This window comes from Bacillus cereus group sp. BfR-BA-01311, assembly GCF_022664295.1.
GTDB lineage: Bacteria > Bacillota > Bacilli > Bacillales > Bacillaceae_G > Bacillus_A > Bacillus_A cereus.
In genome coordinates this window covers 110,458-131,531 of the sequence record NZ_JAKUHC010000010.1, presented here as the reverse complement: position 1 = coordinate 131,531, position 21,074 = coordinate 110,458, and the positions used below count along the sequence as shown (strand labels likewise).

Genomic DNA, 21,074 nt, shown 5'->3' with positions numbered 1-21,074 from the left:
TTTTATAAAATTTCATAACCCGGTAATGTTAAAAATGGTACGAATTCATCATTCCGAACGAGATTTGTAAACAACGTTGTCGCCTCTTGGAATCTTCCTTTCTTAAAGGCTTCCTTACCAATCTCTCTTTCTATTTTTGCTAATTCTTCTTCTTTTAGCTCTTCCATTAATTCAAACGTAATATTACGACCATCATTTAGTTTTCCACCTTCATGACGAATCCATTGCCATACTTGTGCTCTTGAAATTTCAGCTGTTGCCGCATCTTCCATTAAGTTATAAATGGGTGCTGCTCCCCGTCCGCTTAACCAAGATGCAATATATTGAATACCTACGCTAATATTCATGCGAAGGCCCTCTTCTGTAATCGTTCCCACCGGTACCTCTAGTAAATCGTTTTCTGTTACACATATTTCTTCACGTTTTCTAAAAATTTGATTTGGTGTTTTCATAATGTGATTAAACACTTCCATTGCAACCGGTACAAGTCCAGGGTGGGCAACCCAAGTCCCGTCATGACCGTCTAAAGCTTCGCGTTCCTTATCAGCACGCACTTTTTCAAAAGCTGCTTCATTTGCTTCTGGATTATTTTTAATCGGAATTTGTGCTGCCATTCCTCCAATTGCTGGTGCATTACGGCGGTGACATGTTTGAATTACTTTCAAAGAATACGAACGCATAAATGGCGCCGTCATCGTGACTTGTGCTCTATCTGGTAGTAAGAATTTATTATGATTACGGAAACTCTTTAAAAAGCTAAAAATATAATCCCATCTTCCGCAGTTTAAGCCAGCAGAATGATCTTTTAGCTCATACAAAATTTCATCCATTTCAAACGAAGCGTGAATCGTTTCCAGTAACACAGTTGCTTTAATCGTTCCATTTGGAATGCCGATATATTTTTGAGCAAATACGAATACATCATTCCATAATCTCGCTTCTAAATAACTTTCCATTTTCGGTAAGTAAAAGTATGGGCCGCTCCCTTTCGCTAAAAGAGCTTTCGCATTATGGAAAAAGTACAAGCCGAAATCTACTAAACTACCCGACATATTTTTCCCATCAACTTGCATATGCTTTTCCTCTAAATGCCATCCTCTTGGACGTACAATGAGTACAGCTGTTTTCTCATTTAATCTATATTCTTTCCCTTTATCATTTTCATATGAAATCGTTCCCTTTACTGCATCTCGTAAATTGATTTGACCTTCAACTGCGTTTTCCCAAGTTGGTGCATTCGAATCTTCAAAATCCGCCATAAAAAGATGCGCTCCTGAATTTAAAGCGTTAATGACCATCTTTCTATCTACCGGTCCAGTAATCTCTACGCGACGATCCTCTAAGTCTTTTGGCAGCTTGGCAATTGTCCAATCCGCTTCACGTATGTGTTTTGTTTCTTCTAGAAACTTCGGAAACTCCCCTGCATCAATTCTCTTTTGTTTTTCTACACGTTTTTGTAAAAGTTCTATGCGGCGCTCATTAAAATTCTCATGTAGTTCCTTCAAAAAACTAAGCACCTCAGGTGTCAATATTTCGTTGTACGCTGGTAACATTTCTCCAACGAGTGTAACCCGTGAAGTTTGCGTCGACATATTAGCATCCCCTTCTTAAACTGTTTTATAACAGATTTGATTTCATGTTTTATATTATATAACAAATCTTCAGAAAAGGAAGTTTTTTTTGAAAATTCATTTCATTTTTTTTTCAAAACGCCATTCTTTCGCGCTTTATTTCATACAAAAAAGGCCGCTGTTATACAACAACGACCTTTTTGTATTATTTTTAAATTTCACTTTGACTAGTTAAACTTTATTACTGCCCTTGTTCCATATCATGCAATATTGCTCTATGTAAAAACTGTGCGTATTGTTCTCTCGTTACCTTCATAGACGGACCGAATTTACCTTCTCCGATTCCCATTGTAATACCATTTGTTTGTACTGCACTAATTGCATTCGTTGCCCATGAATTTGCTGAAACGTCATTAAAGTTATGAGATCCCTTTGCCTGTAAGTCAAAAGCATTCGTAAGAACTTGTGCCATTTCCGCACGCGTTAACGTCGCCTTCGGTCTAAAGTTTCCATTCTCGTCTCCCTGGAAAATTCCCATTTCCGTTAAAGCCAATATCTCCTCGATAAAGCTTGTTGAATTTTCATCAATATCTCCATATGGGTTTTCATATTCATCTTGTTCTTCTATATCAAACACACGGTAAATTAAAGCTGCAACTTGCTCACGTGTTACATTATCCCCAAAACCGAATATTCCATCGCCATATCCCAAAATAATTTCTTGTTCCGCTAATTCATGAATTGCCTCATATGCCCAATGCCCTTGTGGTACATCTTTAAATACAATTGTATTTGTTTTTTGCAACGGTGCACTTTCCGCTTTTACACTGTTACTCTCTGCTGAGAATAACACCCCACCCATAATTGTTAATGCTGTAGCTGTTTTTAATAATTTTTTGCTCATCAAATTATCTCCCCAATATGTATATGTTTTTTTAAAAATATACAGAATAAATGGTATAGTGACAATATATTTTTCGACACATTTCGTGACGGTTTTGTGAATCATATTAAACATCATGTCTTTTTCATCGGGTTGATTATAAAGCTTGTGTATAACCATAAAAATACATAAATACGAATAATAATTCTTTTTTAAACAAACAAAAAAGCACAAATATTTCTATTTGTGCTTTCATATTTCACTCTACTTCCAATCCTCTTTCAAATGATAATTAATAATCGCATTATTAATAAACTGAGCATATTGTTCTCTAGGTACAGGGCGATTTAATTCATACATGTCATTCCCAGTTCCTCTCACAACATTATTAGATTGTAACGCACTAATTGCATCTTCTGCCCAGTGGCCTTTTGGAATATCTTTAAATGTATGTTTTTGTTTCGTTTCAAAATGAAATGCTCGTTTTAAAATGACAGCCATTTCCGCTCTAGAGATTGGTGCTTTCGGCCTAAAATTCCCTTGGCCATCCCCTGAAAAAACACCACGTTTTGTTAACGCCAAAATTTCCTTTTTAAAAGTTGTTGTACTATCAGAAACATCTTTATATGGATTCGCTACTGGCCCTTCTTCTTTTATCTCAAGTGTTCTGTAAATAGTCCCAGCTACTTGTTCACGTGTTATAAGATCGCCAACACCATACTTCCCGTTTCCATACCCTAATATAATTTTATGATATGCTAAGTCCATAATAGCATCATATGCCCAAAATCCGTATGGAACATCTTCAAACACAATCATTTGTGGATACTCTTCCGCTTTTACAGGCGTCACATTCGTCCCTGCAAATATACCTCCTGCCATTGTCGCAATCATCATTACACCCAATATTTTTTTCTTCATTGTCCTCTCTCCCTATTTCATTCAAATAAAATGAACTTCATTGTTTCAGGAGTATTATTTTTTGGTGAATGTAAGATAAAATGTAAATCTTCTAGAAGAAATATTTCCACTACCTTTCTGCTTTATACTCCCTTCTTTCTTTTTCAAAAAGGAAGTTGTCACATCTAAGGTGTTATATACTAAAACATTCTACAATCTCTTTATAAACTCCTTTTCACTTTACAACTTCCCTTTATTGGCACCTAAAGGAGATAGGCTACTATATTCATGGTTTATATTTCAGGGGTAGCATTTTTCGCTGAATTTTGAGGTGGGGGTCTTACTGCCCAGCAAATAACGAGATAAAAAAATCATCCTTTTTTCTTAAAAGAGGATGATTTTTTATCTTTATTAACACTCAAATATGCTACTACTTTTGAAGAGTAAATTGGGCAACTATTTGTTTTAGTTTTCCTGCTGCGTTATGCATATGTTCAATTGAAACCGAAATCTCTTGAACAGATTTTTCTTGCTGTTGAATAGACTCTTTTACCCTATCAGTTCGGTCAGATGATCTTTGAGAAATTTGAGCCATGTCTTCTGCAGAAGCCGAGATTTCCTCACTACTCGCTGCAATTTCATCTGTAGACATAGATACCGTTTGAATTTGCTCAGATACTTGCTGTACTTTTTCTGTAATTGTTCCAAATACTTTTTCTGTATGCATTACTACTTGTGTACCTGCCTGTACCTCATTATCTACTTTCCCCATCATATGTACTGTATGGTTCGTTGTTCCCATAACTTGAGTAATAAGATTCTCAATTTGTTTTGCAGAATCACTAGATTGTTCTGCTAATTTCCGCACTTCATCTGCCACAATTGCAAATCCTCTACCACTTTCACCAGCACGTGCAGCCTCAATTGCGGCGTTTAATGCTAATAAGTTAATCTGGGAGGTAATACCTTGCATAACATCAATGATTTTAACAATTTCTTCTGATTGTTCTTTCATAGTCTCTACTTGTTTCACACCGCTATGTACCGAATTTTGGATTGTATCCATCTGTTGAATCATTTGTTTCATTAATTTGTTACCACTCTCTGCATCTAATGCTGATTGAGCAGATAATTCATTTACAGAGGATGATGTATTGACTATACTCTGCATTCCTTGTGTCAACTCTTCCATCGCACCCGCAGTTTGTTCCATTGCTTGCATTTGACTCTCTGCACCATTTGCGACTTCTTCAATATCCATAGTGATTTTTTTCGCTGCACTACTAGATACTTCTGATGCAGATACTACTCCGTCTGCATGTTGAAATAGAAGCTGAATATTATTCTCTACTTCTTGCATATTTGTTCTTAGCCCTGCAATCATCTCATTAAAATTACTTACTAATACACCTAATTCATCCTTAGCAGTATAATTACCATGTACAGTTAAATCTCCTTCTTTCGCTCTTTCCATCATACGACTAACCGTTTGTAAAGGAGCAACTATAAGCTTGCTAATAATATAACTTACTATACATATAACGATTGTAGTAACTACTACAAGAATGATAAAGGTAATAACGGAACGATCAATCATTTTTTGCGAATCTTTAAATACTTGGTCAGCTAAATTTGAAACATACGATTCTAGATCCACTGCATAACCAGCTAACTCTATTCCCTTCGGTTTTAATTCCTTCTGAAATTCATTTACCATTTGCGGCTCGTTTGTTGCCTTCGCCTTTTCAAATAATTTCTTATATGTATCTTTATAACTTGGTAAAGATTTCTTCATCTTCTGAAACAGTTCATCCTCTTGCTTACTTAAATTAAAACCATCATCATATTCTTTTAATAAAGAATCATATTTTTTAAGATCCTTTTCAATATTATTAATTATTCCCTCTTTATTTGCCACTTCATTTTGTGATGCCGTAATTAACTCTAATAAGTTATATTCTAGTGAATTTTGTGTACGAAGCATTCCTTCTAATAAAATTGCAGAATATTGATAATCATCTACTACAACCTCTGTATCGTGCTTAATCTTATTAATAGAATGAATTGCTACACTGCTTATAATTACCATACCTAAAACTGCTAATGAAATAAGCGCTAATAATTTATATTTCACTTTTAAATTTTGTAAAAAATACATTTTTTCACCTTTATTCCTTTATATATAGATTTTTAGAATTTTATAGCTTATTATTTACAAAATCGCAATAAAAAGCAATGATAAATATTCCCAATATGAAACTTATATCTCTATAAAAAAAAGTAGCATAATAGCTACTCCTTTTTTCTTTGTTTCTCATATTGTTCAAACGTATGAATTCTTTCAAAAATTGGTGGGTGCGTGTATAAGAAAAATTTCACTAACGCAGGCGGATTCACTTGGCTTAAACTCGTTTTTGATAAATATTGAAAAGTTTTCACACCAGATTTTCCGTCCTTCGTCATATTTAAAGCATATTGATCTGCCGCTCTTTCTTCTATACGTGAAACGTAGTTTGTTGCTGGTTGTACTGCAAATGAGAGTACAGAAGAAATTAAGAAAAATAAAGGTAAAATGGAGAAACATGCTACTTTTGAAATTTGCAATGTATCTCCCCATTTGCGAATACACATATTTATAATACGACTAATTAAAAACATACCTATAAACGATAGCAACACATAACTTGCAACGCCAAAATATATATGCTTCATAACATAATGTCCCATTTCATGAGCCATGATAAATAAAATCTCTTTATCTTTTAACTGCTTAAGCGTTGTATCCCACATTACAATACGGGCGTTAGGGCCAATTCCTGTTACGTAAGCATTTAATGCATTCGTTTTTTCTGACATATTTACTTCATATACGTGTTTAGCAGGAATGTCCGCTTTGTCTGCTATCGCTAAAATTTTCGTTTCTAATTCTTTATTTTTCAGCGTCGAGAAGTCGTTATACAGTGGATCAATAACGACAGGCTGTATGAATGTTAAAAAGATTGTAAATGGAACAGAGAGCGCCCATCCTGCTAGCCACCATCTCTTCGGAAATTTTCGGATAAGCCATAATAGAACGGTAACTACGATTAACATAGTCGCATAACTTTCCCAAAAACCGATAACATGATCTTTTATCCAGCTTTGTGTACTTTGCGTTGAAATGCCGTAATCAACGGACACTTTCCGGCCAATCCATTGCATCGGTAAGGCAAGCACTGTTGTCAATAATGATAAATAAAAGAAATAAATCGCAACTTGCAAAACACTTATTTTAGTCGTTTCCTTCGACCATTTCTCAAACTTTCTTGAAATACCTAGCACAAGTACAAATAATAAAATAATCCATTCAAGAGGCGTCGCTAAAAAGTATAGTAAATTTTTCACGCGCGAATAATCTTGGCTTAGCGTAAGCTCTCTAGCACTCATAAACGTTTCTGGATCTGCACTCGTTCCCTTATACATGTCCGGAATAAGTTCATGATTCCATCCAAATAAATACCAATATATAAGTAACGCAAATCCAACGTACAAAAAAAGCGACCAACCGATAACCTTCCTCACGCTATTCCCTCCTCTATGCTGCCTGTCTATTATTATTGTAAGTTCGTACACGCTAAATTAGAACAAGCTTATTATGTGAATTGCTCTGGATCTTTTTATTTACATAAAAAAACTCTTCTACATAAGAAGAGTTTTACCTATCTTTAAACACTTTCTTCGGTTCATAATCCGGAATAAGAATCGCACTTACAAACCAGCACGTACCCTACTTGCTTTTTAGATAACATAAAAAGCCTCTTTAAGGAAGTACATCTATTAATAAACTAAAATCTTGTAAAGAGAAAGAACTATATTTCATAATACCCTGTACAGCTAAAAGTAAAACAAGACCGATCACACACATATAGTTAACGCTTTCTTCATTCTTTTTTTCAGTAACGACTCCACCACTTATACATAAAATCCCCAACAAATGGAGCGCTAAATACATGAAAAAGTAAGCTTCCTCCCAGCGCAAAATAACATTCACTGTCGTTATTAACACTAGACTAAGTAAAATCAAATAAAAAAACTTATTTGATGATATCGTTTCATTCATATAATTTTATACATCCCTTTCAAATTTCGAATTAATGATGTTTCAAAGCTATAAAGTAAATGATTGTTTTCATACCATAAAACAAAAGGAAAGCCACCATTACTTTCTCGAATACTTTATGAATCCACATATACTTTTCTTCATTCTTTTTGAAGATGCGCTTCATCATTTCTTCTACAATTAGACCAAATATTAGTAAAACCCCGAACACAATAAGAAGAGAAATAATATTTTCTTTTAAATGAGTACTAGAAAATACGTAATACTCTGGAAACACAATCGTATCTACTACAGGTTGAAGCCAATGACAAACGCTTTTATCACACATATCTGTAATAGACGTAGAATCTATAATGTCTTTTAATATTTTTTCAACCGTCTTCTTCATCTTATTTACTCCCGACTACATCTGAAAAGCTCTTTTCCTGCTCTGCATATATAACTGGCACTTCTTTACTCCAATATTTACGATTAACAAATAAAAAGATAAGTACTAAGTTTAATCCTGTTATAAAAATAAGAAGTCCAGGAAAGAATGTCGTATAATTTGAGAAATCGGCAAAACTCATAATTTTTTCTCTACTTATTAGAAAAGACGCACCTATTACAAATGCATTGTTTAACATATGTATTGCAATTGGCATGAGTAAACTTTTCGTACGAATATATACGATTGACAATACGATGCTGAATATGGCTGCACCGAGGAAATCAACATGTAACAACGCAAACAATATTGCTACAACGATGGTCGCTATGCTCGTTCCCCATTTTGTTGCAAAACGTTGAAGTAAAAATCCGCGAAAAACAAATTCCCCAATAATTGGTGCGATGAATACGACCCTAATGACTTGAGATACATATCCCCCAGTACTATCTACAATTGGTTCATGCAGGGCGTTCATAATAAAGTCCGGTGTAATCCATGCAAAACTATACATATACAAAATAAGATACCCGTAACTAAACATGCATAACATAACCGTAATGTATAAAACTTGTACCAAGTTAAATGTTTCATTTTTATTAACAAATAATGAAAATGAAATGTGGTGCTTTCTATACTCATAAGAAATCCATACCATCGGAAGGATATAGAATATAAGGATATTTATAAAAGAAGAATTTTGTATATGAAATATACTTGTTAGCAAATCGCCACTACTTCTCGCTATTAAAATTAATAGTGCAAATACAATTAAAAAATATCTAGCTCGCATCACTTGAAACGGGTTCACACTCATCTCCTCCCCTATGTTACTTTTATCATATCATTTGATTCTTAATTTTTTGCGAAAGAAAACCTTAAAATTTCCTTAAAAATTCCATAAGTTACAAAATGATGATATGATATTCGAGAAAATTAGGAGGGATGTTTATGTACCAAGCAAATATTTTACTCGTTGATGATGAAACAGCAATTTTACAATTACTAACTACCATTCTTGAAAAAGAAGGCTTTTCTCATATTACAACTGCAACATCAGCTGAAATGGCTTTATCTCTAACTAAGCAAAACAATTACGATTTAATTATTTTAGATGTAATGCTTCCTGGACAATCTGGTTTTGATATTTGTCCAATCATTCGCCAACAAACAGATTGTCCAATTTTCTTCCTATCAGCAAAAGCATCTGATTTAGATAAAATATCCGGATTTTCATACGGTGCAGATGATTATATTACGAAACCATTTAATCCATTAGAAGTAGTAGCACGCATGAAAGCACAGCTTCGGAGACATATGAAACAAACCGTACCACACGAACAAAAATCACACTCGATTTCATTTGGAAGATTTGAAATTGATCAGCACTCTGCAGAACTAACAGTAGATGGGCACATTGTCGAATGCTCCGCTCAACTCTTTCAACTACTACTCTTCTTTTGCGAGAATCCGAACTACGTATTTTCGAAAGAGGAAATATACGAAAAAGTTTGGGGAGCACCTGCCTATAATGGCGATGACAACACTGTTATGGTCCACATTCGAAAACTACGTGAAAAAATTGAACATGATCCAAGTAAACCAGAATATATAAAAACCGTTCGCGGGCTTGGTTATAAGTTCGTTACAAAGTAGGGTGACGATATGAATTTTAATAAACGACTTATTATTCAATTTATCATGCAACACGTTTTTGTTTTAGTTACATTACTTATCGCTGTAGTTGCTGCTTTTACTTATTTAATTTTTCTTCTTACTAGTACTTTATACGAACTTAACATTCCAGATTCTGATAGTTTTACAATTTCAAGATACATCTCTTCAGAAGATGGGCATATTTCGTTACAATCTGAAGTGCAAGATTTAATAAAGGAGAAAAATGATTGGCTCCAAGTTGTAGATGAAAACGGAAAAATCCTCTACCACTTTAATACACCAAATGATGTTCCGAATGCTTATACGAAGACATCTTTAGTCGCATATATACAACATCATATCGAAAGTAATTATAAATTTACATATTGGGAAATTGAATTAGAAGAAAAGAAAGTACTTGTTATTTATGGTGGTATGTTAAAAAGCAATGCGTTACTGACAGCAATTCAAAAGGATCACTCCTCTTTAACGATGGATTCGTTCACATTAACAGATCAAGAAAAACAGTTACTGTCTAAAGAAAAAGCAGCACTTCAAATATTTAATCAAAATGGCGAAGAGGTTTTTGCCTATCCAGCTGGAAAGAAAAAAACATTTTCAGCAATACAAATCGCCCTTAATGAAAAAGAACCGTGGAATCATAAAGAAAATACGTCTAGCTTTTACGATGCAAATAGTGGCAACCTTCTCGTTGTAACTGCAAAAAATGAGCACTACTATCCAGGTGACGAAATTGAAGATGTATTTACTAAGAAGTTTCTCATCGGATGCGGATTAATCCTTCTTATCGTATTTGTTTATTTAGTCATTCTTTCTATTTGGTACGGTAATAAATTCGGGAAACCGTTATTACATGCGATGCGCTGGCTTAAAAATATCGCTGGTGGAAAGTATGAAGAACCTATTAGTAAAAAAGGAAAACCCGTCAGGTTCCGGCGATCTGGTAAAGAAAAATGGTCATTCCGTTTGTTTAGAGATGTAACAAGTTCACTAGAACACCTTTCTATTACACTCAAAAAAAATGATGCGATGAGGCAAGTCCTCCAGCAAACACGAGAAGAATGGATTACCGGTCTAACACACGACTTAAAAACACCACTTAGCTCTATATATGGCTACGCATTATTACTCGAATCGAATCAATATAACTGGACTGATTGTGATATTCAGCAATTTGGTAGTGTTATGAAAGAGAAATCTCAATATATGACGACATTAATTGATGATTTAAGCTTAACGTATCAATTAAAAAATAACAGCCTTCCTGCCCAACACGTAAACGTTGAAATCAATCAGTTCGTTCAAAAAGTGTTATTGCAATTTATTAACAATCCAACACTCCAAAATCAAAATATTGAATTCGTACCGAGCTCAAATAAAATTCAATATTTCATTGAAGAAAAATGGTTCCAGCGTATTATCGAAAACTTACTCGTAAATGCTGTAAAACATAATAACGAAACAACTACTGTCATCGTAAAATTATCACAAAACGCTAATTCCTTTACACTCTCCATTTCAGATGACGGAAAAGGAATGGATGAAAAAACGAAAGAACTTCTATTTGAACGATATTACCGCGGAACAAACACAGAAGAAAGCAACATCGGAACTGGACTTGGCCTAGCCATTACAAAACAGCTCGTTCATGCTCATAACGGAACAATTTCCGTTGATAGTACACTCGGAAAAGGAACGACGATTATTCTTGTATTTCCGTTTCGTTCGTAGGAAAGACGCTATGTGGCGTCTTTTTTCTTTTCTAGGATGATTTTACTGTAATTGAAATTATGTGGATCGTTTTTTTTGAGGTGTTTTAGAGGTATATGAAATTATATCGGCGATTTTTTGAATATATCAGCGCAACTCGAATTATATCAGCGATTTTCTAGATATATCGACTTACCGACAAAAACCGACAATACTAACATGCTTCCCTACTATACAAAGTAAAAGTAAAAATAAAACTATTAACAAATACATTTCTAAACTGTTATACTATAAATAGAAGTATAAACTAACTAAGTTTTGCATAAAATGAAGTAGACGAGGTGCTTCCAACACCCCGTCACTGCAACTAATTACCGCAAGGTGGAAGGTTGCAACTAAAGCTTATTTGCGCTTAGAAGACTTCCCACGCTTCGCAGGCAGACGGGTGGTCTTCTTTTTGCGCTTTTTTGCCGTTAATTTCTTAAATCCAAAAACTATACCTTCTCTAGCTATAGTTTTTGTAATTTCCAACAAAATTTGCAAAAGAAATTCCATACGATTACACCTCCTTTCTTCACAAAATGAAGAAAGGGCATAACCTTCCACCCGCAATATTTAATTGCTATTTTATTTTACCATTTTCATATGTATTACAGATAAAACAATACAAATTTAACAATCCACTTATAAAAAAAGCGAACCATCTCCCAATGATTCGCTCTTACCCTATTATTTTTTCTTCACCGGTATCCAAAGCTCTACTTGTGCAAACTCACTCTTATCTTCGTGGCAACGCTCATCGTATAATTCAAACTCTGTAACGCCGCAATGTTCATAGCCTGAATGCGGAAACCATTCTGAGAATACTGCATTCCAAGTTTGGTGGATAGACGATACCATTTCTTCATGAGGAACTTTCGGCGTTGTAAATACTGCATATGTTGCTGCCGGGAAAGTACGCTTTGCAATTTCATTTGGTACATTTTCAAAGTCTGTAACTTCCATTCCGATAATATAAGTGAAGTCTCCTGTTTCTAAATTAAAATCAGTACATAATCCAAGCTCTACCCATTGGCTCGTATCTTTACGATTCGGAATCGTCGTTCCAAGATCTTTTTGTAAATATTCTTGCCAAAATGCTGGAATGTCTTGATGGTTTTTCCCTTCTTTACTTGTCGTCTTCAGTTCATAACCCGCCACTAAAAATTCTGGTTTATTTACAATACGATATTCCATTTGTATGCCTCCTAAATACGGATTTAATTTTCTTTGCTTTACATTTACTCTGTAATACATCGGTGTTTCGATTTCTTGTTTTCGATATTCACTCGGTGTCATTTGAAATAATTTTTTAAAGGCTCTCGTGAACGTTTCGTGAGATTGAAAGCCATGTTCAAACGCGATATCAATAACTTTTTCATCCGTATGAGAAAGTTGATAAGCTGCCCGGGCTAACCTCCTCTTTCGAACATACTCCATTACCGTATCACCTACTAACGCCTGAAATACACGATGAAAATGAGACTCAGAAAAACCTGCAACCCGCGCTAAATTACGCAGCGTTTGTTTTTCCATTACATCTTCCTCAATATAATCAATTGACCTTTGAATTTGTGTTTCATAGCTTTCCATCTCTGTTCACCCGCCTTATATGTATTATGATAAAAGAGAACGCAATCCAATTCTTGACGTTTTTTACTATAATTCCATAAAAAATTGTAACTTTTTTATATGTATTTCGTTGTTATGTATGAAGGGAGGGAAATGTAGTGAAACGTAAACAATCATTAGAAGAAATTTACTCAGAGCATATGCAAGATTTATTTCGCTATCTTCTCTCCCTAACCGGAGATTCCCACTATGCGGAAGATCTCATGCAAGAAACATTTTACCGAATGCTCGTCCATATTGACTATTATAAAGGAGAAGAAATTAGAGAGGTTCCTTCGCTTGCACTTGAAGCAACGATCCCAAATAGCCGTGTTATGGGAGGCGGAACAAGTGTAGAAGCTTTTTTCCGTACGAATAGCCAATTTGATTTAGTACGAACCGTCGGTAAAAAAGAAATGCCCCTCGGTACAATAGAAACAAAAAGCTTCTTATCATCTGTAGATGTTACGAAGCGAACTTGGATGAATCCGTTCTATCAACCAAAACTCTTCTTTGTTCATCCAAAAACAGAGCAGGGTGATTATTTAAAGGATTCATCAAAAAAAGTATGGGATACACTTGCAAAAGTACATGATGGAACCGTTGCAGAAGTAGCAATTTCTTTTGATAAAGCTTACACTTTAAAAGAATTAGAACCGCTTTTATATAGCACATTCGAGGCACAAGAACTCCCTCCAACTCCTTTATGGTACGCTTTAGATACAGGACAAGAAAGAAAAAATGTAGATGACTATATCCTACATGGCGGAGAAGCTATAGGGTTTCCAGAACATGTAAGATTCCTCGATAATGAAACTGACGGGCAGAAAACGCAAGAAGACAAAGTAACCGAAATGATGCGCGTCCTTTCTATCCATAAAAAAACGGTAAGCAAAATAGCAGCGCTTTCTGAGAAAGAACTAAACTTAGATAAACGTTATCAATATGTAAAGGACAACGGTGTAAAAGTATACGGAATTGTTATTACTGGCCCATCGAAAGAGTTATTAAAATTACAAAACTCCCCGCACGTACGTTATGCGACTCTTGGAGATATTGAGATTTGGAATTGGTTTGATCATTAATAAAAAAGAAGTAGCGCTCTAAAAACGATGCGCTACTTCTTTTTTAATTCGAAATCACTTTCACATACATCCCTCTCACCGCTTTTTCATAAGCAATATCACTCATCTGTCTTATGTTTTCTGACACAACAGATGCTGGAATAACTTCACCTTCACGAAGTAACGGAGGATCAATAAGACGGACTTTATTTTTCTGATACAAATCGTAATCGTCTCTATCTTCTTTTACTTTTACATTGGGATGAACTTTTCTTAATAAAGCATGGACTTCTGAATCATTACATTGCTGCAATTTCGAAATAAGCTCAGCATCTTCAAGAAGGAAATCACCTGCATGAATAACCTTTTTATGAAGAGCTAACTTTAACGTTTTCACTAACATATCATTTCCGTAAATATTCATTGGTTTCATAAAGAAATCGATTACTTCTTTGTAATACGTTTCTGTAAACCACTCTGCCATTTCGATACTTTGAAGGACCATTTTCCCCTCTACTGCGATAATATCCTCTAAAAATCTATGAACCTCTTCTAAAGAAATATATCCGTATGTATACATATCTCGTAACGTATAATCCACTCGATCTGCACATAATTCGGGCGCTGACCTTTCCAGTAATGTCCACTTCGAATCATCTAATAAAATATCTTCATAGTTATAACCATGCTTCGCAAGGATCGCTGGAATTTCTGAGTTTTTCACAACAGAACTAAATATCTCTTCATGATAACTTTCATCTTCATTATCAAAAACGTAATCAATCACGTGGGAAAAGGCAGTATGCGATACGTCATGCAGTAAACTAGCGATCTGTTCTTCTACTGAACCACCTAGTTTTTTAACTAATAACATAACACCAACTGAATGATCAAAGCGCGTTACATTCCATTTCTCGTTCACTAAGTAACTTGCGCCATTTTGATGAATTCCCTTTAGTCTTTGCATAGACTTACTTGAAATTAATTCTTCTACTACTTGATCCACTTCAAATTCTCCGTATAGTACATCTGATATGATCACTTACAATCCCCCTTTATTTTAATCGAGTCTTATAATCGTATCTCTTTTATGAAATTAGCACCAACATAAATATTTATTTTTATTTGTTTTTATTAAAAAAAATAGAGAGCCATCAACTCTCTATTTCATAACCCCTATTCAAACGTAACTTCTACCTGCACAATCTCCGACCTACTACCAAGTCTAAGCGGGGGTCCCCAAAATCCAAATCCAGAAGAAACAATTGCGTGGAACGCACCTTTTTGTGCGTATCCCCAGTCTAGCTCGTACATTCTTCTCGTTACAATATGATTGGGCGCCATTTGTCCGCGGTGCGTATGACCGGATAATAATAAATCTACACCTGCCGCTGCTGCTTGTTTCAATTCAAATGGCTGGTGATCCATTGCGATAACAGGCATCGATTTATCTACCGTACTCATTAATTGTTCAAAGCTTTGGCGATCTCGCTCTGTTTTATCTCTTCTTCCAATGAGATAAAAGTCATCTTCAATTGTAATTACTTCATCTAAAAGAATACGAATATCAATCTTATCCATCTCTTGTAAAAACTCTGGAACTGCTCTGCCGTAATATTCATGGTTTCCTAAAACGCCATATACGCCTAATGGAGCTTTCATTTGTTTCATGATTGGTCCCATATTCTTTTGAATGAACACACCTGGATGATCATCGATAATATCACCTGGCAGTAAAATAATATCAGGTTCCATCTCATTTACATGACGAACAAGTCTTTTTAAATGCGAAACGCCAGACAGTTTACCGAAATGCATATCAGAAGCCATCGCAATGCGTAAACTTTTACGCCCCTCTACCTTTTTCGGTATGTGCACCTCGTACTTTCTTACTACCGGACTATACGCATTAAATACTCCATACGCAAAGATAAAGATAAATGCAACTATCACAGCCGCCCCTGTCCAAATAATTGCCGCTTCTTTCTCTACTGAAAACTGTAAAAGAAAGACCATAATATCAGCTAATGGCAACAACATAAGCGCATATTGTATGACCGCAAACCAAATCGAACCTATCGTTCGCAGAAATGGCAAAAACTTAAACACTTGCACGAGAATGTACGCATATGAAATAAATGCGACTATGAAAGCATAATATCCCCAAGATTCCCAGCCAAATACCGCATGAAGCCAAACCCATCCGTTCCAGCCGATGTAAAACATAAGTAGTGTGTATATAATTAATATGGTAAATATATTGAGATAACGAAGATTCTTCACAGCCAGCCTCCTTATTGATTTCTTTTATTATAACTTGTTATGCACTTATAACGTAAATATTAAGCGCTTCAATCTTCAGAATAAGAACATTGATAAACATATTGTCTTAAAATTTTTAGGAACAGCTGTAATGGGCATTTTAGAGTCTTACGTGTTGGATGAAATTGATAGTGATGTTGCGTTTGTTGCGACGCAAGTTGGAGAGTTGATTAGGAGGAATATATGAAATGAAACTTTAATCAGTGGGGATTTATTCATCCCCCACCTAACTTCTTTGCTTTCGCTGCATTTTGAGGTGGGGGTCATACTACCCAGCAAATAGGGGGATAAAATAAAACCGCATCAATTTTCTTAATAAGGATTGATAAAATGCTATTATCGTTATCCTTCAAAACTCATCTATGCAATTATGCATAACCATCCATTACGTCTTATTTTCATGTTACGATATAAATGTAATACGACATATATCGACAAAGATAAAAGGAAGTGATTGTATGAAACGTTCTAAAACCTACTTAAAATGTTTAGCATTATCCGCTGTTTTTGCTAGTAGCGCTGTAACTCTTTCAACACCTGCTGCTTACGCTCAAACGACGTCACAAGTTGTAACAGATATCGGGCAAAATGCAAAAACACATACGAGCTATAATACATTTAATAATGATCAAGCTGATAATATGACAATGTCTTTAAAGGTAACTTTTATCGATGACCCGAGCGCTGATAAACAGATTGCCGTTATTAATACAACTGGTAGTTTTCTAAAAGCAAATCCTACTATAAGTGATGCACCTATTGATAACTACCCAATCCCTGGTGCTAGTGCAACATTACGTTATCCTTCACAATATGATGTTGCATTTAACCTTCAAGATAACAGCGCTCGTTTCTTTAACGTAGCGCCTACAAATGCTGTAGAAGAAACGACTGTAACATCTAGCGTATCTTATCAACTTGGTGGCTCTGTTAAAGCTTCTGTAACGCCTAATGGACCTAGCGGTGAAGCTGGTGCAACTGGTCAAGTCACTTGGTCTGACTCTGTAAGCTATAAACAAACTAGTTATAAAACAAATTTAATTGACCAAACGAACAAAAACGTAAAATGGAACGTATTCTTTAACGGATATAACAATCAAAACTGGGGTATTTACACACGTGACTCCTATCATTCTTTATATGGAAACCAACTTTTCATGTACTCTCGCACATACCTATATGAATCTGATGCAAAAGGTAATTTAATACCGATGGATCAACTTCCAGCATTAACAAATAGCGGTTTCTCTCCTGGTATGATTGCTGTTGTTATCTCTGAAAAAAATACAGATCAATCTAACTTACAAGTCGCTTATACAAAACACGCCGATGACTACCAACTTCGTCCAGGCTTCACATTCGGAACTGCAAACTGGGTTGGAAACAACGTAAAAGACGTTGATCAAAAAACATTTAATAAATTGTTCACACTAGATTGGAAGAATAAAAAGTTAGTAGAGAAAAAATAAAGTAAAAAAAACGAAGGGCTATTTAAACTCTTCGTTTTTTTACTTATTCATAATAAGATCCCGCGAGTAATACCGTCGCTATGAAATTCCATGATATATTTTTAGGCATCTCTTCACCTTTATTTTGAAAAGCATCCATTAAAATATCAATGCTTTCATCACTTATAATCAATTTATCCCCTTTTATTTCCTCTTTATAAAAAGACATATTTTCTCTCCTTTACTCTCTTATACATATCCCTTGAAGACTCTCTTTTTCTTTCTATCACACTAAACCACGCACCACTTCTTCTAATAATAAATTCAACCATTCATCCAATTTGTTTTAAAACACTCTAATACACTCAGCTTTCTTTCCATAGTACTATCTCGACATTATACTCATTCTTTAGAAAAGAAAAAGCACTTCTCATTGCTTCATCTACTACAATAAGGCTAGAATAAATTAATCCTCTTTGAGCATCGTCATATCCAATGAAATGTAATACTTCTTTTGTATATAACATGAAATCTTCTAATTCTAATTGCACACCAAAGTCCCAATTTTCAAGTGCATACCATACAATAATCTTCTTAGACAATAAACTAGTTAATTCACGTTCAAATTCTTTTATTTCATTGATAACTTGTTCAGCATTTAATTCACTCATAACTTTGATAGGATTCGGTGTTTCATCAATTAAAATGTTTACTAATGAAGCAATTTTCTTCCCGCTAATAATCTGAAATTCTTTTATAGACGGACATAACATTAAAAACTTTTCTCTAGTAGCCTTTTCCTCTACCTTTTCTCTTAACATTGCAATTTTCTTTAAACGTTCATTCACATTTATCACCTCATACATTCAGTAAATTAACATAATAAAGCGTATCATCCGTTTGAAAATACATAACCGATCCGCGGCTATAATAATTAACAAATTGAATCGGCTCTCCAAAATGTTCATAGTATTTTTTCTGAATGTCACTTAATTTATTTTTTCGAAAAAAATTCATTTATGCTCTACAACCCTCTTTCTACTATACAACCTTGTTATTAAAGATAGATTTCTTCTTTCCAACTACTGGATTTAGATTGAACTACTATTAGATTTTCACTTTCCCATTTTAATGTACCCAAAAATCTTGCATACACCATTTCATTCCCTACCTCTTCTACCAATAGTTGATCTCGAATCTTTAATCCCTTTTCATCATACACTTCACATCGTAGCTGGAAACCTTTAACACGATGAATTCCTTTTAATATCGCTATCTTCTTACGGCTTGGGCTTTTCTTAGGTGTCTTCCCAACTAAAAATATTCCTTCATAGTTTTGCTTCACAATTTCATCTAAAGATTCCTCTATATACCCTTTAACAACAGATGATGAAAGAGTAGAGTTTTCTTCAAGTCCAAGGACAACATATTGGCGTACTAATTTGCAAAACTCTTTATATTTCTCTTCAACTGAATTTAATGCTAAAAAGTCCATAAAATCATATGGAACATATATACGAATTTCACCCAAAGCTCTATTCACTTCATATGAAATATCAGTGTTTTCGTTAGCTAAACAAAAGACAGTTACTTTTTCAATCTCTCTTAATCCCATCTCAAACTCGCTAACTTTCTTTGAGAAAATTAGCTCAAAAATTCTAATTTCATGTACAAGCAAATAATGTTTTTTAGGACGTTTTTTTTTCCAATCGTAAAACTTTACTTCAAGCAATATAATTCACTCCTTTAAATTTATCACCATGCATCGGGGACCTATGATACCTTTTATTAATTTATTAAACTGTACTCCTTTTTCATTCTACCTTATCTATATTTTTAATATCCTCTACTCACAATGCACGCGGTGACATAACAGCCATAAATATATCACTTCTCTCACCTGGTGCCATATACATTCCTTCTGCATCTAAATATTCAATGGAAAAGGCTGCTAGCTCATACGCCATTTCTTGATCGCATTCAAAAAGTGGATTTATAAAAACCTCACTTCCTGTAATCTTTTGTAAACCTTTCAAACAGTTAGACTTACTTCTTGCATAATCAGCCGCATTCTCATTAGACCAGGACCACATCCAACTGTTACTCTTTTCAGACCAAGAACCTATAAAAACAACACTAAATTCAAGTAATACTTGATCATTTTTTTTAAACTGTAATATACATCGATCTTGATCATACCAATACTCATCAAAGTTATAGATATTATAATCCGAAATGAATTTTTGCTGTTTACTTTCTAATTTGTCATAACACATAACAAGATAATTCTCGAATTGTTCATCCGTCATTGCCAATTATCACACGCTCCCTTCATTCAAGATTTCCGCTACAAACAATATATCTTATATCTTACTCTCTCAAAACCTATATAAAGTGAAACTTTAATTAGTCCTTACCAATCGGGCTTTTACCGGTAGCCCCCCGCCCACATATCATATACCTTTCTACCACTAAGATATCTTAATATATACAAAGAAAGAAGAACTTATATAAGCCCTTCTTTCCATAAATAGTTTCTTTACTACATCTAATTTATTTTATCACGATAATCAAATTCACTATTACACAAATGCACCCCAACCATCTGTATATCCACTAAACTCTTCACCGAGTTTATTCAATTCCTTTTGCATCTCTACGATATCCTCATAAATTAAGAACATTTCTTTAGAACAAGTACATGTCCAATCTTCAAATTCTTCATTATAATCTAATTCACAATTTAAGCCCAATGCTTGTAATCTAACAAGTACTTTTTCCCCATTGTCTTGATCAGGAATTGCAATAAAGAAATCTACTATATGTTTTTTATTAAAATCTATCCCTTGCTTGTATAACATATTTAACACTTGTCCATCTTCATCTTTTGGGAATTTCATTATAATACCCTCCTGTATACCATTAAAACTCTTATTTTTATGCGAATAATGCCTCTTATCCATAAAGCTACCAAATTCTATCCCTTTACAGACACTAAAATCATCATCTACAACATTACTTTCTGCAAAAGAGAACTACTTTAATCTACACAATGTTTCTATAAAACTTATTGTAATTACATCCCCACAACTAAAAATATTTAGGACCTCTAAATATTAAATAGCAGAAAAATCTTCAATTAGACCTTGCAGTAGCTTTAATTTTAATTCTTTTTTGTTCATATAATTCCTTCCCGTTCTCTATTTTGATTTATCCCACGAGGATTAGATACATGTCCTATCCTATATATAAAGAAAAAAGAGCCTATATTCGCTCTTCCTTCATACAAACATTTAATAAATGCATCTTTCTAACCACTAACT

General features: G+C 34.4%; 22 protein-coding genes and 3 pseudogenes. 6 read left to right on the top strand and 19 right to left on the bottom strand.

Annotated features, from left to right (window positions below; genetic code table 11):
• Positions 1–2: 2 nt before the first annotated feature.
• The 9 genes and pseudogenes from aceB to MR136_RS21210 form a co-directional block, all read right to left on the bottom strand.
• Positions 3–1,592 (bottom strand): malate synthase A, encoded by a 1,590-nt coding sequence (aceB, locus tag MR136_RS21245; protein ID WP_000107339.1) that lies wholly within the window; start codon positions 1,590–1,592, stop codon positions 3–5.
• A gap of 220 nt (positions 1,593–1,812) precedes the next feature.
• Positions 1,813–2,580 (bottom strand): S-layer homology domain-containing protein, encoded by a 768-nt coding sequence (locus tag MR136_RS21240; protein ID WP_242259587.1) that lies wholly within the window; start codon positions 2,578–2,580, stop codon positions 1,813–1,815.
• A 138-nt stretch (positions 2,581–2,718) separates the two neighbouring features.
• The gene (locus MR136_RS21235) at positions 2,719–3,375 is read right to left on the bottom strand and encodes an S-layer homology domain-containing protein (RefSeq protein WP_000727102.1); all 657 of its coding nucleotides are present in this window, start codon (positions 3,373–3,375) and stop codon (positions 2,719–2,721) included.
• A gap of 409 nt (positions 3,376–3,784) precedes the next feature.
• Positions 3,785–4,576 carry a methyl-accepting chemotaxis protein gene (locus tag MR136_RS28775; RefSeq protein ID WP_404978265.1) on the bottom strand — a complete coding sequence of 264 codons (792 nt, stop codon included), beginning with the start codon at positions 4,574–4,576 and terminating at the stop codon, positions 3,785–3,787.
• Positions 4,577–4,732: 156 nt separating this feature from the next.
• Positions 4,733–5,512, bottom strand: a pseudogene (locus tag MR136_RS28770) (MCP four helix bundle domain-containing protein); the annotation flags it as partial.
• A gap of 134 nt (positions 5,513–5,646) precedes the next feature.
• Positions 5,647–6,915, bottom strand: a complete 1,269-nt coding sequence (locus tag MR136_RS21225; RefSeq protein WP_001233319.1) for a M48 family metallopeptidase — start codon at positions 6,913–6,915, stop codon at positions 5,647–5,649.
• Between the two features lie 238 nt (positions 6,916–7,153).
• The gene (locus MR136_RS21220; protein ID WP_001006050.1) at positions 7,154–7,453 is read right to left on the bottom strand and encodes a DUF2101 family protein; all 300 of its coding nucleotides are present in this window, start codon (positions 7,451–7,453) and stop codon (positions 7,154–7,156) included.
• Between the two features lie 31 nt (positions 7,454–7,484).
• Positions 7,485–7,841 (bottom strand): hypothetical protein, encoded by a 357-nt coding sequence (locus MR136_RS21215; RefSeq protein WP_000754338.1) that lies wholly within the window; start codon positions 7,839–7,841, stop codon positions 7,485–7,487.
• A 1-nt stretch (position 7,842) separates the two neighbouring features.
• On the bottom strand, positions 7,843–8,691 hold the full coding sequence (locus MR136_RS21210) for a CPBP family intramembrane glutamic endopeptidase (RefSeq protein ID WP_001067987.1): 849 nt from the start codon (positions 8,689–8,691) through the stop codon (positions 7,843–7,845).
• Positions 8,692–8,831: 140 nt separating this feature from the next.
• On the opposite strand from MR136_RS21210, the gene MR136_RS21205 reads away from it, so the two are divergent.
• Together MR136_RS21205 and MR136_RS21200 are read left to right on the top strand one after the other, a co-directional pair.
• Entirely contained in the window at positions 8,832–9,536 is a 705-nt protein-coding gene (locus MR136_RS21205) for a response regulator transcription factor (protein WP_000283871.1), read from the top strand.
• A gap of 9 nt (positions 9,537–9,545) precedes the next feature.
• Positions 9,546–11,288 (top strand): sensor histidine kinase, encoded by a 1,743-nt coding sequence (locus tag MR136_RS21200; RefSeq protein ID WP_103621876.1) that lies wholly within the window; start codon positions 9,546–9,548, stop codon positions 11,286–11,288.
• A gap of 381 nt (positions 11,289–11,669) precedes the next feature.
• Here MR136_RS21200 and MR136_RS21195 read toward each other — a convergent pair whose 3' ends face one another.
• Both MR136_RS21195 and MR136_RS21190 read right to left on the bottom strand, forming a co-directional pair.
• Positions 11,670–11,822: a hypothetical protein gene (locus MR136_RS21195; RefSeq protein WP_000394943.1), complete on the bottom strand. Its 153-nt coding sequence runs from the start codon at positions 11,820–11,822 to the stop codon at positions 11,670–11,672.
• A 174-nt stretch (positions 11,823–11,996) separates the two neighbouring features.
• Complete coding sequence (locus MR136_RS21190; protein ID WP_000446855.1) at positions 11,997–12,899, bottom strand: AraC family transcriptional regulator; 903 nt, start codon at positions 12,897–12,899, stop codon at positions 11,997–11,999.
• Between the two features lie 137 nt (positions 12,900–13,036).
• Between MR136_RS21190 and MR136_RS21185 the strand changes: the two are divergent.
• Together MR136_RS21185 and MR136_RS21180 are read left to right on the top strand one after the other, a co-directional pair.
• Positions 13,037–13,204: pseudogene (locus MR136_RS21185) on the top strand (sigma factor); the annotation flags it as partial.
• Positions 13,193–14,002 (top strand): annotated as a pseudogene (locus tag MR136_RS21180) (anti-sigma factor); the annotation flags it as partial. The pseudogenes MR136_RS21185 and MR136_RS21180, both read left to right, overlap by 12 nt.
• A gap of 43 nt (positions 14,003–14,045) precedes the next feature.
• On the opposite strand, the gene MR136_RS21175 reads toward MR136_RS21180, so the two are convergent.
• Together MR136_RS21175 and MR136_RS21170 are read right to left on the bottom strand one after the other, a co-directional pair.
• Positions 14,046–15,023: an HD domain-containing protein gene (locus tag MR136_RS21175; protein WP_017674271.1), complete on the bottom strand. Its 978-nt coding sequence runs from the start codon at positions 15,021–15,023 to the stop codon at positions 14,046–14,048.
• Positions 15,024–15,157: 134 nt separating this feature from the next.
• Positions 15,158–16,264, bottom strand: coding sequence for a metallophosphoesterase (locus MR136_RS21170; protein ID WP_000793729.1), 1,107 nt, complete (start codon positions 16,262–16,264; stop codon positions 15,158–15,160).
• Positions 16,265–16,298: 34 nt separating this feature from the next.
• Between MR136_RS21170 and MR136_RS21165 the strand changes: the two genes are divergently transcribed.
• Both MR136_RS21165 and cytK2 read left to right on the top strand, forming a co-directional pair.
• Positions 16,299–16,490, top strand: coding sequence for a hypothetical protein (locus MR136_RS21165; RefSeq protein WP_004403519.1), 192 nt, complete (start codon positions 16,299–16,301; stop codon positions 16,488–16,490).
• A gap of 271 nt (positions 16,491–16,761) precedes the next feature.
• Complete coding sequence (cytK2, locus tag MR136_RS21160) at positions 16,762–17,772, top strand: beta-channel forming cytolysin CytK2 (RefSeq protein WP_000830627.1); 1,011 nt, start codon at positions 16,762–16,764, stop codon at positions 17,770–17,772.
• 43 nt (positions 17,773–17,815) lie between these two features.
• On the opposite strand, the gene MR136_RS21155 is transcribed toward cytK2, so the two are convergent.
• From MR136_RS21155 to MR136_RS21130, 6 genes are all read right to left on the bottom strand, one after another.
• Positions 17,816–17,980 (bottom strand): hypothetical protein, encoded by a 165-nt coding sequence (locus tag MR136_RS21155; protein ID WP_000011709.1) that lies wholly within the window; start codon positions 17,978–17,980, stop codon positions 17,816–17,818.
• A gap of 136 nt (positions 17,981–18,116) precedes the next feature.
• Positions 18,117–18,599, bottom strand: a complete 483-nt coding sequence (locus MR136_RS21150; protein ID WP_017674272.1) for a YxiF family protein — start codon at positions 18,597–18,599, stop codon at positions 18,117–18,119.
• 10 nt (positions 18,600–18,609) lie between these two features.
• Positions 18,610–18,768, bottom strand: a complete 159-nt coding sequence (locus tag MR136_RS21145) for a hypothetical protein (protein WP_162871155.1) — start codon at positions 18,766–18,768, stop codon at positions 18,610–18,612.
• A gap of 40 nt (positions 18,769–18,808) precedes the next feature.
• Positions 18,809–19,483 carry a hypothetical protein gene (locus MR136_RS21140; protein ID WP_061456910.1) on the bottom strand — a complete coding sequence of 225 codons (675 nt, stop codon included), beginning with the start codon at positions 19,481–19,483 and terminating at the stop codon, positions 18,809–18,811.
• Positions 19,484–19,601: 118 nt separating this feature from the next.
• The gene (locus MR136_RS21135) at positions 19,602–20,066 is read right to left on the bottom strand and encodes a DUF6882 domain-containing protein (protein ID WP_017674274.1); all 465 of its coding nucleotides are present in this window, start codon (positions 20,064–20,066) and stop codon (positions 19,602–19,604) included.
• A 267-nt stretch (positions 20,067–20,333) separates the two neighbouring features.
• Positions 20,334–20,651 (bottom strand): ribonuclease E inhibitor RraB, encoded by a 318-nt coding sequence (locus MR136_RS21130; protein ID WP_061456909.1) that lies wholly within the window; start codon positions 20,649–20,651, stop codon positions 20,334–20,336.
• Positions 20,652–21,074 lie beyond the last annotated feature (423 nt).

Bases quoted from the DNA above. Each gene is read 5' to 3' on its own strand.
- MR136_RS21200 (WP_103621876.1), top strand. From the start codon at position 9,546: ATGAATTTTAATAAACGACTTATTATTCAATTTATCATGCAACACGTT.
- MR136_RS21130 (WP_061456909.1), bottom strand. From the start codon at position 20,651: ATGAAATTCCCAAAAGATGAAGATGGACAAGTGTTAAATATGTTATAC.
- MR136_RS21195 (WP_000394943.1), bottom strand. From the start codon at position 11,822: ATGGAATTTCTTTTGCAAATTTTGTTGGAAATTACAAAAACTATAGCT.
- aceB (WP_000107339.1), bottom strand. From the start codon at position 1,592: ATGTCGACGCAAACTTCACGGGTTACACTCGTTGGAGAAATGTTACCA.
- MR136_RS21240 (WP_242259587.1), bottom strand. From the start codon at position 2,580: ATGATTCACAAAACCGTCACGAAATGTGTCGAAAAATATATTGTCACT.
- MR136_RS21155 (WP_000011709.1), bottom strand. From the start codon at position 17,980: ATGTCTTTTTATAAAGAGGAAATAAAAGGGGATAAATTGATTATAAGT.
- MR136_RS21215 (WP_000754338.1), bottom strand. From the start codon at position 7,841: ATGAAGAAGACGGTTGAAAAAATATTAAAAGACATTATAGATTCTACG.
- MR136_RS21220 (WP_001006050.1), bottom strand. From the start codon at position 7,453: ATGAATGAAACGATATCATCAAATAAGTTTTTTTATTTGATTTTACTT.
- MR136_RS21145 (WP_162871155.1), bottom strand. From the start codon at position 18,768: ATGAATTTTTTTCGAAAAAATAAATTAAGTGACATTCAGAAAAAATAC.
- MR136_RS21235 (WP_000727102.1), bottom strand. From the start codon at position 3,375: ATGAAGAAAAAAATATTGGGTGTAATGATGATTGCGACAATGGCAGGA.
- MR136_RS28775 (WP_404978265.1), bottom strand. From the start codon at position 4,576: ATGCAAGCAATGGAACAAACTGCGGGTGCGATGGAAGAGTTGACACAA.
- MR136_RS21190 (WP_000446855.1), bottom strand. From the start codon at position 12,899: ATGGAAAGCTATGAAACACAAATTCAAAGGTCAATTGATTATATTGAG.
- MR136_RS21205 (WP_000283871.1), top strand. From the start codon at position 8,832: ATGTACCAAGCAAATATTTTACTCGTTGATGATGAAACAGCAATTTTA.
- cytK2 (WP_000830627.1), top strand. From the start codon at position 16,762: ATGAAACGTTCTAAAACCTACTTAAAATGTTTAGCATTATCCGCTGTT.